Annotated in this window: 12 protein-coding genes and 2 pseudogenes; 12 read left to right on the plus strand and 2 right to left on the minus strand. The window is 37.2% G+C overall.

Annotated elements, in window-relative coordinates:
- Positions 1-1,085: tyrosine-type recombinase/integrase (locus tag GGR08_RS05935; RefSeq protein WP_183194452.1), on the minus strand; the 1,085-nt coding region annotated here is incomplete at its 3' end.
- Positions 1,086-1,603: 518 nt separating this feature from the next.
- Between GGR08_RS05935 and GGR08_RS05940 the strand changes: the two genes are divergently transcribed.
- The 10 genes and pseudogenes from GGR08_RS05940 (at position 1,604) to GGR08_RS05980 (ending at position 9,305) form a co-directional block, all read left to right on the plus strand.
- The gene (locus GGR08_RS05940; protein WP_183194453.1) at positions 1,604-2,806 is read left to right on the plus strand and encodes a multidrug effflux MFS transporter; all 1,203 of its coding nucleotides are present in this window, start codon (positions 1,604-1,606) and stop codon (positions 2,804-2,806) included.
- A 20-nt stretch (positions 2,807-2,826) separates the two neighbouring features.
- Positions 2,827-3,120: a beta/alpha barrel domain-containing protein gene (locus GGR08_RS08045; protein WP_210273968.1), complete on the plus strand. Its 294-nt coding sequence runs from the start codon at positions 2,827-2,829 to the stop codon at positions 3,118-3,120.
- A gap of 38 nt (positions 3,121-3,158) precedes the next feature.
- A complete protein-coding gene (locus GGR08_RS05950; protein WP_343050807.1) occupies positions 3,159-3,770 on the plus strand; it encodes a hypothetical protein in 612 nt (203 codons plus the stop codon).
- Positions 3,771-3,775: 5 nt separating this feature from the next.
- A complete protein-coding gene (locus tag GGR08_RS05955) occupies positions 3,776-4,489 on the plus strand; it encodes an alpha/beta fold hydrolase (protein ID WP_183194455.1) in 714 nt (237 codons plus the stop codon).
- Positions 4,486-6,660, plus strand: a pseudogene (locus GGR08_RS05960) (isocitrate/isopropylmalate family dehydrogenase). Before GGR08_RS05955 ends, GGR08_RS05960 begins: the two are co-directional and overlap by 4 nt.
- Positions 6,657-7,334 carry an RraA family protein gene (locus GGR08_RS05965; protein ID WP_183194456.1) on the plus strand — a complete coding sequence of 226 codons (678 nt, stop codon included), beginning with the start codon at positions 6,657-6,659 and terminating at the stop codon, positions 7,332-7,334. Before GGR08_RS05960 ends, GGR08_RS05965 begins: the two are co-directional and overlap by 4 nt.
- A complete protein-coding gene (locus GGR08_RS05970; protein ID WP_183194457.1) occupies positions 7,331-8,215 on the plus strand; it encodes a DUF6282 family protein in 885 nt (294 codons plus the stop codon). Before GGR08_RS05965 ends, GGR08_RS05970 begins: the two co-directional genes overlap by 4 nt.
- A 193-nt stretch (positions 8,216-8,408) precedes the next feature.
- Positions 8,409-8,611, plus strand: a pseudogene (locus GGR08_RS08325) (nuclease); the annotation flags it as partial.
- Between the two features lie 68 nt (positions 8,612-8,679).
- Positions 8,680-8,823: a hypothetical protein gene (locus tag GGR08_RS05975; protein WP_183194458.1), complete on the plus strand. Its 144-nt coding sequence runs from the start codon at positions 8,680-8,682 to the stop codon at positions 8,821-8,823.
- A 299-nt stretch (positions 8,824-9,122) separates the two neighbouring features.
- The gene (locus GGR08_RS05980) at positions 9,123-9,305 is read left to right on the plus strand and encodes a hypothetical protein (protein WP_183194459.1); all 183 of its coding nucleotides are present in this window, start codon (positions 9,123-9,125) and stop codon (positions 9,303-9,305) included.
- A gap of 197 nt (positions 9,306-9,502) precedes the next feature.
- On the opposite strand, the gene GGR08_RS05985 is transcribed toward GGR08_RS05980, so the two are convergent.
- Positions 9,503-10,711 (minus strand): mechanosensitive ion channel family protein, encoded by a 1,209-nt coding sequence (locus tag GGR08_RS05985; RefSeq protein WP_183194460.1) that lies wholly within the window; start codon positions 10,709-10,711, stop codon positions 9,503-9,505.
- 133 nt (positions 10,712-10,844) lie between these two features.
- Here GGR08_RS05985 and dnaG point away from each other — a divergent pair, with 133 nt between their 5' ends.
- Both dnaG and rpoD read left to right on the plus strand, forming a co-directional pair.
- Positions 10,845-12,782, plus strand: coding sequence for a DNA primase (gene dnaG, locus GGR08_RS05990; protein WP_183194461.1), 1,938 nt, complete (start codon positions 10,845-10,847; stop codon positions 12,780-12,782).
- Positions 12,783-13,117: 335 nt separating this feature from the next.
- Complete coding sequence (gene rpoD / locus GGR08_RS05995) at positions 13,118-15,130, plus strand: RNA polymerase sigma factor RpoD (RefSeq protein ID WP_183194462.1); 2,013 nt, start codon at positions 13,118-13,120, stop codon at positions 15,128-15,130.
- Positions 15,131-15,473: the final 343 nt, after the last annotated feature.

A 15,473-nucleotide genomic window follows, 5' to 3' on the forward strand; every position in this document is an offset into this window, starting at 1 on the left:
CGTTCTACTTGCCCCCCGACTGTATGACTTAGAATAGTTTCAGCGACCTCATAGGGGGCATTGGTTGTTTCAGCGAGCCAATTGCGTAAACTAGAACGAAAACCATGGGGGCAGGCTTCAAGTCCAATACGTTTCATATATTGTGACATACAATTATCAGCGAGGGGACCACGACCTCTAGGAGAAAAAAAGAAATCATTGCGAGAAAGCCCGCGTGCTTGTTTTAAAATGTCTAATGCTTCAGATGATAAGGGGACGCGAAATTCTGTTGTAGCATCGCATCTTCCTTTCATATTCTCAGCAGGAATAGTCCATATATCCCCATCAATTTGATTTTCACGAATATGGCGTACGGGATTGGTACGAGCACCTGTCAGAATAAGCAAACGCAAAGCCAATTGTGTTATAGCTGTTGTTTCGCAAAGTGTTTTATAAAAAGCGGGAATGTCTCTCCAATTCATTGCCGGCATGTTTTTCGTTTTATGGAGTTGTTTTCCTAAGAGCGCGCGTGCTTTTGTTGTTGCTTGTAAATCAACATCCAAACCTAATGCAGCCGCATGTTTGAGACAAAGATTAAGACGGTTCAGTGCTTTACGAGCAGTATCAGCTTTTGTATGCCAGATAGGAGCAAGGGTATTGCGTATCTCTGTTTGTGTAATCTCAGAAACGGGCATACAGCCTAATTTGGGAAGAATATGAAGGCGTAATGGTAAAAACCAACTTCCATTCTTACCATCATTTTTTAATTCAGCTTTACGACTTTCAAAAGCTTCTAAAGCAATATCTTTTAAATAATGGAGATTGCTTATTGCTTCACGCTTTTGTTTTTCACGTTCTTTAATAGGGTCACGCCCTTCACGTAGAACAGAGCGCCATCCTGTTGCCAATTCATGGGCTTGTTTTAAAGAAACATCTCTTAAAGCACCCAATCCCATTTCACGACGGCACCCATGAAGGGTATACCGTAAAATCCATTGAGCACCTCCATCTTTACGCTTATGAAGAAGCAAGCCGGCACCATCATTATATTTGCCAGCCCCCAATGTTGCGACAGATCTTGCATTAAGACGGTTCATAAGGACCATTTTTTACTCCTTTCTTATACAAATTTGATCCACACACTCATCCTACTTGTGATGTGCGAATGAGTGGTTTTGATTGATTCAAGATAAGCAGGTTTGAAATGAGAGAATCTTACGTTATTCGAGACTCTCATTCAACATACAAAACAGTGAATTATCATTATAAATCAATATGTTGACTTCGTATAAAGAACAAGATTTGTTATTAATTTACAAGATGAGCGGTAAACAATTACGATTTGAACGTACAAGAATGCGTTCAGATTTGTATAATATATTTATAAGGTCGTAATATAGCTTAGAAAGTAAATTTTAAAATTCTTGCTAAAATATTTTTGAGAAGGTTGAAGATTTACATTATCATTAATATAGGATTTTATTTTAGTGATATAATAATATTATATTAGTAAGCAGTTACTTATTTTCGTATATAAAGATGAAATATGAAACAATTATATTTTAATATGTTTTAAAAATATGGCAATATTTAATTATTAAAGAATATCTATTAAATTTTTTTTATGTATTATAAACCTACGTTATTATTTATGCTACTTATTATCTGTTTGTCAGTGGGAGGTTTGATTTCTACTGATATTTTTCTTCCGGCGCTTGGAAATATGCGCCAATACTATCAAGTGACGGAATCCCAGATTCAAAATGCAGTGGCAATTTTTTTACTGGCATTAGCTATCGGACAACTCATTTATGGGCCGCTCAGTGATAATTTTGGACGTAAAAAAACACTTTTGTTTGGCTTGTTTTTATGGCTTTGTACTACAATGGGTATAATTTACACAGTCAATCTTCAAGCTTTTTTCACACTACGTTTTTTACAAGGTCTTGGAGCCTGTTCAGGTATTGTCTTAAGTCGCGCCATTATCAACGATTTGATGGATAAAAAAGCTGCAGGAAAGTTTTATTTGGTTATTTTTCCCTTTGTTGGTATCTCACCCGCAATTGCTCCATTCATTGGGGGTATCTTATTACAAGTTTTCAATTGGCAAGCCACTTTTATTTTTTTAAGCCTTTTTATACTTTTTACCATTTTGCTCTGTTGTTTTGTATTAATGGAGACTCTTCCTCCCACAAAACGTCAATCTTTCACTTCTGTAGGAATCATGAAGGGCAGTTTAGGTGTTTTTAGAAACAAACAGTTTATCTTTTATGCTCTGATTCCCTGTTTTGCATATGCGACTTATTTTGCTTACATTGTAGAGTCACCTTTTTTCCTCACAGCCTTGGGCTTATCAACTTTCTATATTGGTTATAGTTACATTGGTGTTTCTTTAACTTATGTCTTAGGGAACTTGGTAGCGCGAAGATTTCTCAAACGAGAATCCATGGAACATACTATTCGGCGTGGATATGTTATTTTTGTCTTGGGAGGGGTGTTATTTGCCCTGCAAATGTATATAAGTCCATGGCCACTTGCAACAAGTTTAATAACCGTTTCTCTTCTTACTTTTGGCAATGGTTTTTTGTTGCCATTAGGAACAGCTTTGGCAATTTCATCTCATCCACAAGCTGCTGGAGCGGCATCTGGTGTTATGGGAGCTTTGCAATTAGGAAGTGCTGCACTGAGTGCTGCGGTTATTGGGAAAATGTCCCAACATAATCCATGGAACGTTGCCATTTTATTAGCGACATGCTGTATCGTGGGTTTTATAATTTACATTCGAAAAGCAAATTATTTTATTAATTTAGAAAAACAATCAAAATAAACAACCAAATTGGGGGGGCTATGCTTAAAAATCTTGATGTTACTTTGCGTGACGGAGGATATAGGAATCAATTTTCTTTTTCATTAGATTACGTTATTGAGCATATTAAAAATCTGACAGATTCTCGAGTAGAATATATTGAGATCGGTTATCGTAACGGTTCGTTTAAGCCTATGAACAATGTGGGTCAAACGGCTTTGTGCTCTAATGATTATATTCAGCTATTACATGATGCTATTCCGAACGCTAAGCTTGCCGTTATTGCACATCCACATAATATTAACCACTCGGATATTCGAGAACTAAAAAAATAGGGATTACACTCTTAAGACTCTGTCTCAATAAAAATGATATTAAGTCTACATTTTCACTTTGCCACTATGCCAGTTCTTTGGGACTATCTACCAGTATTAATGTTACGAGAGTGAGTCAAGTAGATGAAAATTATTTACAAAGCATAGCAATAGAAGCGGTTAATTGTGGAGCTAGCATTTTATATTTAGCCGATTCTAATGGAAGCCTTTTACCTGAGACTGTAACGCACTTCGTGCAAAAAATAAAAGATATCTCATCTTTAGAAATTGGTTTTCATGCACACGATAATTTAGGTATGGCTATGACAAATAGCATAGTAGCCGTAGAAGCCGGTGCAAGCTTTATTGATAGTTCGTTAATGGGGATGGGCAAAGGAGCAGGGAATCTTACTTTAGAGTTATGGTTAGCTCTTTTGAATTTTCATAAAAAGGAAGCGTATTACAATACGGGTAAAGTTTTGCAACAGACAGAAAATCTAAAGAGCCACTCCTTTTTTTCACCTGTGCATCGAAGCTCTGTTGATTTTCTTTTAGGACTAAGTAATTTAAGTATTGAATATCAAACTTTGCTAGAGACTAAAATGCCTTTAGGTATGGAAGAGGTCCTGGTTACTATCCAAACTTTGAAACAAAAGGCGCAGGAGATTTAAATGATATGAATTTTCATAGTGTTATTCTTGCGCCTGTAATGTCAGTTTGGGATAAAGGAGCCTTTTGTTCTTCACTTAAAAGCCTATTTTTAGAAAGAGGATTTAGGGTTACGCTATTAGATACGTTATCTCTTTTTTCTAGTAACTCTACGATAGAAGTTATTCCTTCACTTATAGCAGAACTCCAAAATAGCTTTCGGGAGCCTTTTATACTGGTAGGATTTGCTATGGCTGGGACATTGGTACAAATGTTGGCAGCAAAACTTCCACATGCTCAAGCCGTACTTGCAGTGAACGCGCCAGGTTATCCAGATAAGCTTTTACAACAACGACTTGGATATCTTCTTACTTTATTGAAAAGCGGTGATTTATCAGGAGCTCTAGAAATATTAGATGCTTTCGTGCAGCCTATTGGGGCAATTAAAAAAAGAACCTTATTGGAGATTTCTGATGAACAAAAAAGCATGGCAATTGAACGTATGACAAGAGGATTTAAATTGTTATTGGAGATGGATGCGAGGAATGAGATTATCAAATACACTGGAAAGTTTTTAGCTTTGGTAGGTGAAAAGTCACAACTTGCAACCGTAGAAAATCAAACGAGAAGTCATTGTATGAATCATGAATACAAGATTGTATCTGGTGCTGGTATGCGTTTGTGGGAGGATAATCCTACTATGACAGATGCAGTTATTGATGAATGGATTGATAAGTTATGAAGAAGAAAGTTCTTGTGTTACCTGGTGATGGGGTGGGGTCAGAGGTCTGTGATGCTGCATTGATGGTCTTGGAGCAATTTAAGTTGCCGATTGAATTAACTTATGGCGATATTGGTTGGGAATGTTGGAAACAGGAAGGAGATCCTATTCCAAAAGTGACCTGGCAAAAAATTGCTGAAAGTGATGCTGTTTTACTTGGGGCTGTGACCAGTAAAGGAAAAGAAGCTGCTTTAAAAGAGCTTGCACCATATTTAAGGGAGAAAGGACTTTCTTATGTTTCTCCTGTTATTCAGCTTCGTCAAAAGTTAGGCCTGTTTGCGAATATACGCCCTATAAGATATATCTTTGGTCCGAGAAAACCTTTTCATTTTTGTGTTATCAGAGAAAATAGTGAAGGCCTTTATGCTGGATTGGATTTTCGGGGTATCACTCCTGAAACAGCCGCTTGGTTAAGACATCCCAATTTGACAAAATATGGGCTTGAGGAAGCTGCGTAGACAGTTCGTTTGCAGACACGCTTTGGTTTAGAGCGGATATTCGAATACGCTTTTTCTTATGCAGGGGAACATGGTTTGAGGCGGGTTACTTTTGCTGATAAGCCAAATGTTATGCGGGAAAGTGGTCAATTTGCTCAGAAAATTTTTGAGAAAATTGCGCAAAACTATCCGGAAATTGAAGCAGATATTCATAATGTTGATGCGGTTGCTTTGTGGATTGCAACGAAGCCAGAGCAGTTTGGTGTGATTGTTGCTGAAAACATGTTTGGCGATATTCTCTCTGATCTTGCTGCTGGGGTAATGGGGGGATTGGGACTTGCACCTAGTGCAAATGTGGGAAGCAAGATTGCTTATTTCGAGCCTGTTCATGGCAGTGCACCACGCATTGCTGGACAGAATAAAGCAAATCCTTCTGCCATGCTTTATACCACTGCTTTACTTTTAGACCATTTAGGCTTTCAGGATGCTGCGCAACAATTGTCTGAGAGTGTTGATCAGGTTATTCGTGCTGGAAAAACGATCACCTATGATTTAGGAGGAAAAGCCTCTACACGTCAAATGGCTGAAGCTGTTCTCAATTCTCTTGTGAATCCTGTCTCTGTTTGTCGTGCCGCAATTATTACGATTGGTGATGAACTCCTTTCAGGACAATATTTGAATACGAATTTGCAAGATTTGAGTCAAAGCTTAAACAAGAGAAATATCCAAGTCACACGTCATTTTGTTTGTGCTGATCAATTACAGAAAATAAGTGAGACAGTGATTGCTTGTCTTGGGCAAGAAGATCTTATCATTATCAGTGGAGGATTGGGACCAACATCCGATGACAAAACACGCGATGCGATTGCTCAAGCTGTACAGCAGCCTTTGGTTCATCATGAAGCTGTTTGGCAAACGATAAAAGGGCAATTACAACGGTTAGGTATTGCACCAGATAAGAGTAATGCACGTCAAGCATTGTTTCCAGAAACAGCAAAGGTGCTTGATAATCCTACTGGTACAGCACCTGGCTTTTATCTTTCTTGTTGTGGAAGTTTCCTTGTTGTTTTGCCTGGTCCGCCTTCACAAGCTCTTGCGCTTTTAGAAAATTACTTAGAACATGGTGAGAAGAAGTATTCTTTTACACTACAGGCTCAATATGCGTGGACTTTGATTGGAATTGATGAAAGCACTATTGCGCAGTGGGTTGATGATCATTTCGCTAATGAACCATTCGAACGGCATTTTTTATGGAAAAGCCCTTATGTTCTAGTACAATTGGTTGGTCAGTCATCAGCGCTCTTAGCACAGCATTTAATCGAACAATTTGAAAATCATTTTCATCCATATTTGGTTGGAGCAGGAATTACCACTGCTTGTGAACAATTGGCAGTGCACGTTGAAGTCCATTGGTCTGCCAATGACCCATGCCTTTTAAAATATTTTCAGCCCATAGAAAAAGGTAAACAAGATATTCCTTTGTTTGAGGTTGAAGTGAGCTTATCACCTTCCATCGAGACATTAGAAAATCAAGAAGAAAGCCTTGGACATGCCACGATGACTATACGGATGAAAGGTTATGACGATGATCGTGTAACTTTTCCCTATACGCGACCACTTTTAAGCGTAGTCTTACAGGAATATGCAGCTTGGTTAGTTTTAAAAAGATATTTGAAATCAGAGGAAAAAAAATGATACTTGATGAAAATGTAGAAATGCTCAAAAAACGATTACTGGCATTAGATACAGCAGCTGTTTCTGATGCTCTAGATAGTTTATATTTGCAAGCAGCTTTACCGAATATTAAACCACGCTTAAATAATATCAAAATAGCTGGTCCTGTATTTACGGTACAATATGAGGCTTTTAGACCAGAAAATAAAACATTTACGAATGCTGGTAATTATATTGATGATGTACCTGCCGGATCTGTCGTGGTGATTGATAATAATGGTCGATGTGATTGTACTAGTTGGGGAAATATATTGACCCATAAGGCACTACAGCAAAAAATTGTAGGGACTGTTATTCATGGTTCTGCCCGAGATATTGCTGAAATTAAGGCTCTACATTATCCTCTTTTTACAAAAAATATTTATATGGTTTCTGGTAAAAACCGTGCACGCATACAAGCCGTGCAGGTGCCTTTAATCATTGAAGGAATAAAAATTGTTCCTGGAGATTGGGTTTTTGCTGATGATAATGGTGTTTTAATTCTTCCTAATTCAGAGTTATCTGAGATTATTCGTCGTGCTGAAAATGTTGATAAAACAGAAGCGCGTATTTTGGCTGCGCTTAAAGGCGGAGAGCGGCTTGAAAATATACGGATTCAAGAAGGCTATGAAATTCCTTGGAAGGAAAAGTTGTGAGTACATGCTTTATACAGTTCTGGCGGAAGCGATTAAAATTTTTAGATATTCATTATCATGCGCGTCCAGATTTATTTAATAGAACATATTCAGCTTATGAAGCTGCACAAATTTATGCTAAACACAAAGGTGGAGTTATTTTAAAAAATCACTTAGGCAGTACAGCTGCACTTGCCACAGCTTTACAAGAACAAAATTTACCTGTTTTTGGTTCTATTGTTCTTAATTATGCTTCAGGTGGTTTAAGTTTACTTTCAGTTAAACACGCTTTAGCACATTATCAATTTGTTTCAAAATCAAAATTGCTTGTACATTTTCCCACTATTGTGCCAACACATCATCGTAGCCGTCTCAAGCGAAATTTTTCTAATAATTATGCTGCTTTTCTTGCTCAGCAGCCAACAGCTATTACCGATGAGAAAGGATATCTAAAATCAGAGATTTACGAACTCATAACTTTTGCTGCTGACAATGAAATTGTTCTCTCTTCTGGGCATGCCTCTAAAGAGGCAACTTTACGTTTGCTAGATGCTGTAGCGAAAAAAAGCAATTGTAGACTCCTCTTAAATCAACCGGCTAATCCAATGACAGGTTTTTCTGCAGAACAATTACAAGCTCTGGGAGAACATGATTGGCTTTATATAGAGCAATGCGCTTTAACTTTTTATCTAGGATATCAAACAAAAGAAGACATGTTTTCTGTACTATCTAAAGTTAATAATGTGATTTATAGTTCAGATCTCGGACAATTGGGGGGAACTGATATTCCAACATGGTTGAAAGACAGTGCAAACTGGTTCCAAGAAGCAAAACTTTCTCCTTCTCAAATACAAACAATAACACTTGATAATCCTTTAAAAATGTTATCACCAGCCAATTAGCTATAAAGTCACTACTTCATTAGAAATAATACAAAAATATTACTAATTTCAAATTTTTAAAGTGCTTTTAATAAACGTTTTGAACAGGAATGCCATTCATAAACAAGACTTTAACTTGTCAAAAGCTATATTAAACAACATTCTCATGTTCATGATAAGAAGCTTATAAATAAGTTTCAAACGGTAGTTAAATTTTTACAGGAGAGATGTACTAGTTTATTCAGGTGCCATACAGGTGACAAGTGGTGTTACTTTTAAAAGATTACACCTACGGATGAGGTGTGGAGAAAGAGAATTGTTCGCAATATCCGATTATATAGTGTTGAAACCTGTGAAATACGACGGTTTGCCTCAAGCCATGGAATTAAGTGGTCGTGTGGAGTTTTTGTGACAGCGTAGCTTGTGGCAAAAACAATCGACAAAAATATCACTTGTAAGCAAGGATAGGTGTTAAAGCGGCTTGCATGGCAGGTGAATTTAATGCAGAAGATCTGCCAACAATGGCGCCCAAAAGCTTAGGGACAACGATCCAATCATCATGTTGTTTTGGAGCAATTCGCACGCCATTGCCTATTACAAGGCAGAGTTCTGTATGGATAAGATTGTAGTTGGAAAAACTTGATCAATAAAATGATTTCTATTGTGGATGAATGGAAGAAATAGATTAAGGCAGCAATCAATAAAAAGTAGAAAACAGGATTGATTGAAAGATAATGAATGACGCTAGGCAAAATTTTGCTATCACGTAGAGGTTCTGTAGCTGCCCTTAGTTAGCTTGTAAAGACAAAATCAAAAGACCCATAACAATGATAAAATATTCTATTTGATGCTATTCACGTTTTTCTATTGTTATAAACTACAAATGCCAGTTAAAAGGCAAAGGCGCATAACAAGGGCGAAATCCTAGGTGAGGACTTTAACAACAACTGCTGATCCTAATTCGCTTTTGCGAACAACTATCAGTTCTATTATTTCAAAGATAAAACTCGATTTATTGAAAGACCCAAAGAGAAGCATTATGGCTGTAGAGTTTTATAAAATCATTGCTGTAAAAAGCCTCAATTTACAGCAAACAATGATTTTAAAATAATGTAACACATTTTATTATTTAAGTTGGTCACCATCGGCGTATTCATTTCTGTGCGCACCATGTATGTGGCTTAGAGAAGTAAAGAAATAGCGCTGGTAAGATGAAGGAGTACCAATGAACCATTCATGATATTTTATTCTTTTTCTGTCGTTATAAGTGTGGTTGCCTCAAAATTAATAAATTGAGGTTTATCTTTTTTATTTTGCTTTTAAGGCTTGCTTAAAATCATAACCATTTGGATTTTGAAAAACCCTTAGACCAAAACAGGGAAGAATGGAATAAAGGTGATCAAAAATATCTCCTTGAATTTGTTCATATTCTCTCCAAATGGTGGTGTTAGTAAAGCAATAGATTTCCAAGGGCAAACCATTTTCTGTAGGAGGTAATTGTCGCGCCATGAGAGTCATATTAGGGTTGATGTTTCGATGCTGTTGCAGATAAGAAAAAACATAAGCACGAAAAGTTCCAATGTTGGTTAAACGGCGCGTATTAGCTAAGATATCATGATTTTTATCTATTTGAGCATTCCATTGATCAAGTTCTGCTATTTTTTGTGTGAAATAATTTTCTAATAAATTAAACCGGGAAAGATATTTCTTTTCTTCTTCTGTGAGAAAACGGATACTTGATTGATCGATAAAAAGGGAGCGTTTTATGCGTCTTCCACCAGATTCTTGCATTCCTCGCCAATTTTTAAAAGGATCAGTGACAAGTTTACGGATAGGGACTGAGATAATAGTTTTGTCGAAATTTTGAACTTTAACAGTATGAAGTGCAATTTCAATAACATCACCATCGGCAGCGAGATTGGGAATTTCAATCCAATCACCAACACGAACCATATCGGTGGATGAAATTTGAATACCGGCGACGAGGGAGAGAAGTGTATCTTGAAAAATTAACATGAGAACCGCTGCCATTGCACCAAGACCGGAGAATAGAATAAGCGGGGAGCGGTCAATCAATGTGGCGACCATTAAAACTGTCGCAACAGCAAAAAGTGCAATTTTAGCAATTTGAATATAACCTTTTATTGGTTTTAAGCGTGCTGCTGGTCGTTGTTCGTAAAGGATATTAATGATATTGAGGCAGGCAGAAATTGTTAGAACAACAAAAAAGATAATGAAGGCATTGGCAACATTATTGATGACAGTGCCGAATGCATCGGGCAATGTTGGGATAAAATTAATACCGATTGAAAGAATAAAAACTGAAATGGTATTCGCCATGTATTGAATAGCATTTTTAAGTTCGATTGTTGTGTTTGGCAGAAAAGACGAGAGTTTCTTTGCACCATGAATGAGTAATTTTCGTCCTAGAAAGTTGACTAAAAGGGCAGCTAGAGTAAGAGTAATAAGCCAAGAAATAGACTCTAACCATGGATATTGAACAATAAATTCGATCATTTTTTACTCTCCATTTTGAAATTATATGCAGTTGAGAGTTTAAAATTTTGCAACTACTTAAAAGGAAGTATTGGAATTATGCTCTAAAGTCGTTAAATATGCAAAAAAGAATTTTCAAATTCTGTGAGAGATAATGCGTTTTCCGGCTGATTTTCTTAATGAACTGCGTATTCGACTCCCCATTTCAACAGTGATTGGTCAACGGGTAGATTTTGACCCTCGAAAAAGTAGGCCTTCACGGGGAGATTTTTGGTGTTGTTGTCCATTTCATGGTGAGAAAACTCCTAGTTTTCATTGTGATGACCATAAAGGGCGCTATTATTGTTTTGGTTGTGGTGTAAGCGGGGATATTTTTACTTTCCTTTGCGATCTTGATGGATTGCACTTTTCAGAAAGTGTAGAGCGTTTGGCTGATTTTGCGGGCATAAAATTACCTATTTGGGATCCACAAAGGCATCGACGTCAAATGGAAAAATCTGATCTTTATAACGTAATGAAAATTACTACAGATTTTTTTCAAGATAATTTACGCGCTAAAGGAGGTATGCAAGCACGAAGTTATCTAGAGGCACGTGGTGTTACATCAGAGCTTGTAGAGCGCTTCCGAATTGGTTTTGCACCGGTAAGGCGTACAGCTTTGAGAGAAGCTTTGAGTGCACGTGGCATTTCAATAAAGCAAATGGAAGAATGTGGACTTCTCACATCGCATGAGGAGAGTGCAGATTCTTATGATCGATTTAGAAATCGTATTATGTTTCCTATTGAAGATTTGCGCGGACACGTGGTGGCTTTCGGCGGACGTGCATTAGAGAAAACGACACGAGCAAAATATCTAAATAGTCCTGAAACAGTGCTGTTTCGTAAAGGAAATATACTTTATAATGCGGTAGCTGCTCGCAAAAATAGTCGCTTTGTTGGCGATAAAAAAAATCATTCACTCCTTGTCGTCGAGGGGTATATGGATGTTATTGCATTGACTAAAGCTGGTTTTGAAGGAGTCGTAGCGTCTTTGGGTACAGCATTAACGGAAGCACAAATTGAACTTTTATGGCAGATGGGGAAGGAGCCCATTTTGTGTTTTGATGGTGATGATGCTGGTTTAAAAGCTGCCTTTCGTGTTGCTGATCGTGTGTTGCCTCTTTTAAAGGTTGGGGTTTGTGTTCGCTTTGTTTTGTTGCCAAAAGGAAAAGATCCTGATGAAATTATTTGTGTTGGTGGTGCACAACTTTTTTCTTCTTTTTTGCAAAAAGCAATTCCCTTGATTGAGCTTTTATGGTGGCGTGCTACTTATGGAAAGCATTTTGAAACTCCAGAAGAACGAGCAGCATTAGAAAAACAACTAAAACAACAAATTTTTATGATTAAAGATGAAAATGTCCGTCGTTATTATTTGCAAGATGTAAAAAAACGCCTTTTTGATTTTTTTCGTCCCTCGTTTTCGAAAAACAAAGGGACAAGGTGGTATGATCAATCCTCGCCAAATGGAATCTTTAAAGATCGATCCTTTTCTCTGTTAGCCAACTCTGAAATAGTACGAAATTCCTCACAATCTATCCCTTTGCGTGAAGCAGTGATTTTACTCACTTTAGCTTATTATCCTGAACTGTGGTATGAAAATTTTGAGATTCTTTCTAAGTTAGAATTAAAAAATACTCAATTGATGTATTTTCATCAAGTTATGTTGGAAATTCTTGGAAATCAGCAGCTTCGTGATAAAGAAACGATGGTTGCATTCTTAGAAAAAAGAGGGCAACAAGCTCTATTAGAACATCTGAAACACCTTGTGCAAAATATTGGTATGCGTATTATCTTTGGTGGAGCTTCTATCGAAGATGCACGTGCTATATTAAAACAAGCTGTCTACTTGCATCTTCAAGAACACCACCTACATAAGAGATTACAGGATATTGAAGAGCTGCTTGTGGAAAATCCTAAGAGTGAGGTTTTTGATCTGCTTTGTGAGGTAAAAAATGAGCTAGAACAGATGCAAGCAACAGAAGCGTTAATTGAAGGGTTTGGAAGTGTATTAGATAAAAAAATAGACGGGAATACACAAGATACGATAAAATGATTCGCTTTTTTAATGCGAATCAGTCACTTAAGTTTGAGATGAGGAAGTTTATGTGGAGTGACATTTTCATAAAGATGACAATTAAATTTTAGGAAAAGCGGGCAATTGGTTCTTACAGTAGGGTACAGAGATTATCTCAGAAGGGCTGAGAGGTGTCGGGGAAACTTCTGGAGTTTTCCCGCGTTTTTGTCTGGATGACAAGGTGTATAAAAAATGTATTCTTTCCAATAGTAATCTATTAAAAGGAAGTATATGAGAGCCTATTGGTGGATTTTAAGTGAGAACAAAAAAGCTGGTCACATGAAAATTATGGAGTGATCGAGTGGAGTAATGGTATGGCAACAAAGGTTAAACAGAAAGATAATACGGAAGTAACAAGCCAAGCGAGTTTGGATGGTCCTCTTCTTGATTTTTCTGATGATGCCATCAAGAAAATGATTAAACTTGCAAAAAAAAATAGTTACGTAACGATGGATGAACTCAATGCAGTTCTTCCTTCCGACGAGGTTACATCCGAACAAATTGAAGATATTCTAGCAATGTTTTCCGAAATGGGGATTAATGTTGTGGATGATGAGGATGAAGCTGAGTCTGAAAATTATGAAGAAGAAGTTACTGTAGAAGGTGGTGATTTAGTAGAGGCCTCTAGCCACGCAATTGCAACGACGACAAATAAGCGTGAAGCAACAGATCGTACGGATGATCCGGTACGTATGTATTTGCGTGAGATGGGAGCTGTTGAGCTTCTTTCGCGGGAAGGAGAAATTGCTATTGCTAAGCGTATTGAAGCAGGGCGTGAGACAATGATTGCAGGTCTTTGTGAGAGTCCTTTGACTTTTCAGGCCCTCATTATCTGGCGTGATGAGCTAAAAGAACAGCGTATTCTTCTTCGCGAAATTATTGATCTTGAAACGACTTATGCTGGTCCGGAAGCAAAGCAAACTCCTGTTATCGAGAGAATTGAAGTGGATAAAACAAAAGAAGAAAAAATGTCTTCTATACATAATATGGGGGAGAGTGCAGGAGAAAGACACATTGAAGAAGATGATGAAGAAGACGATGATGATGTTAACTTATCACTTGCTGCGATGGAAAATGAACTGTGTCCTCAAGTTATGGAAACATTGGATTTTATTGCTCAAACCTATGTAAAATTACGTAAATTACAAGATCAGCATGTTGAAAGCAGTTTAGCAGAGCGTAAAGAAGGGGCTCTCACATCTTCTCAGAAGAGGAAATATATTCAATTAAAGGGTGAGTTGATTCAAGCTGTAAAATCTCTTTCTTTGAATCAAAATCGTATCGAGGCTTTAGTTGAGCAGCTTTATGACATCAATAAGAGGTTGATTCATAATGAAGGTAAGCTAAAACGGATTGCCAATAGCTATGGCATTGGCCATGAGGATTTTTTAAAAGAATACCAAGGACGTGAATTAGATGCAGATTGGATGAATTATATTGCTACTTTGTCTACACCTGGTTGGAGAGAATTTTCGCTGCGGGAAGCAAAAGAAATTCAAAAGTTACGAAGTGAAATACAAAATCTTGCACAAGAAACGGCAATTTCGATTGGTGAATTTCGTCGGATTGTTATGCAGGTGCAAAAAGGTGAACGCGAATCAACAATTGCTAAAAAAGAGATGGTAGAATCTAATTTACGTCTTGTAATTTCAATTGCAAAAAAATACACTAATCGTGGTTTGCAGTTTCTTGATCTTATTCAAGAGGGCAATATTGGTTTGATGAAGGCTGTGGATAAGTTTGAATATCGGCGCGGATACAAGTTTTCAACTTATGCGACATGGTGGATTCGTCAGGCCATTACGCGTTCAATTGCTGATCAGGCACGCACTATTCGTATCCCTGTTCATATGATTGAAACAATCAACAAAATTGTTCGTACTTCGCGTCAGATTCTCCATGAAATTGGACGAGAGCCAACACCAGAAGAATTATCTAGCAAACTTTCTATGCCGTTAGAAAAAGTGCGAAAAGTTCTTAAAATTGCAAAAGAACCTATTTCACTTGAAACTCCTGTAGGTGATGAAGATGATTCTCATTTGGGCGATTTTATTGAGGATAGGAATGCCTTATTACCAATTGATGCAGCTATTCAAGCTAATCTTCGAGATACGACAACACGTGTCCTTGCTTCGTTAACACCACGAGAAGAACGTGTTTTACGGATGCGTTTTGGGATAGGAATGAATACTGATCATACATTGGAAGAAGTGGGACAACAGTTTTCAGTTACAAGAGAACGTATTCGTCAGATTGAAGCAAAAGCGCTCCGTAAATTAAAACATCCTAGCCGTTCGCGGAAATTGCGCAGTTTTCTCGATTCTTAAATAAGGAAATTCATTTGTTTAATAGTTCCTCTTTCTTCTTAATGAGGAGGGGATGTATGTATTATGCGTGGATGCTTTTTTGAGGAGATATGGGAAGATTTTAAATAATTTAGAGGGTTTCTGAGGTTTAGTGTTTTCTTGATTTTGGGATTTTATACTTCTCTTTCTAAGAATAATAGATATAAACCAAAGAGTGGTGTGGTAATCTTTCAAGAATAAAGGATAGAATATTATTTTGCGTGTAACAGTTTGTTTCTCAAAAGATGGGTTATATTGGCAAGAACCCGCAGTATAGCATACTGAGTTTTGATGAGAAAAGTGTATTCTTTATAAAATTATTCTA

Source organism: Bartonella fuyuanensis (assembly GCF_014197255.1).
Classification (GTDB): Bacteria; Pseudomonadota; Alphaproteobacteria; order Rhizobiales; family Rhizobiaceae; genus Bartonella; species Bartonella fuyuanensis.

Bases quoted from the DNA above. Each gene is read 5' to 3' on its own strand.
- GGR08_RS05940 (WP_183194453.1), top strand. From the start codon at position 1,604: ATGTATTATAAACCTACGTTATTATTTATGCTACTTATTATCTGTTTG.
- GGR08_RS08045 (WP_210273968.1), top strand. From the start codon at position 2,827: ATGCTTAAAAATCTTGATGTTACTTTGCGTGACGGAGGATATAGGAAT.
- GGR08_RS05955 (WP_183194455.1), top strand. From the start codon at position 3,776: ATGAATTTTCATAGTGTTATTCTTGCGCCTGTAATGTCAGTTTGGGAT.
- GGR08_RS05965 (WP_183194456.1), top strand. From the start codon at position 6,657: ATGATACTTGATGAAAATGTAGAAATGCTCAAAAAACGATTACTGGCA.
- GGR08_RS05975 (WP_183194458.1), top strand. From the start codon at position 8,680: ATGGCAGGTGAATTTAATGCAGAAGATCTGCCAACAATGGCGCCCAAA.
- GGR08_RS05985 (WP_183194460.1), bottom strand. From the start codon at position 10,711: ATGATCGAATTTATTGTTCAATATCCATGGTTAGAGTCTATTTCTTGG.
- dnaG (WP_183194461.1), top strand. From the start codon at position 10,845: ATGCGTTTTCCGGCTGATTTTCTTAATGAACTGCGTATTCGACTCCCC.
- rpoD (WP_183194462.1), top strand. From the start codon at position 13,118: ATGGCAACAAAGGTTAAACAGAAAGATAATACGGAAGTAACAAGCCAA.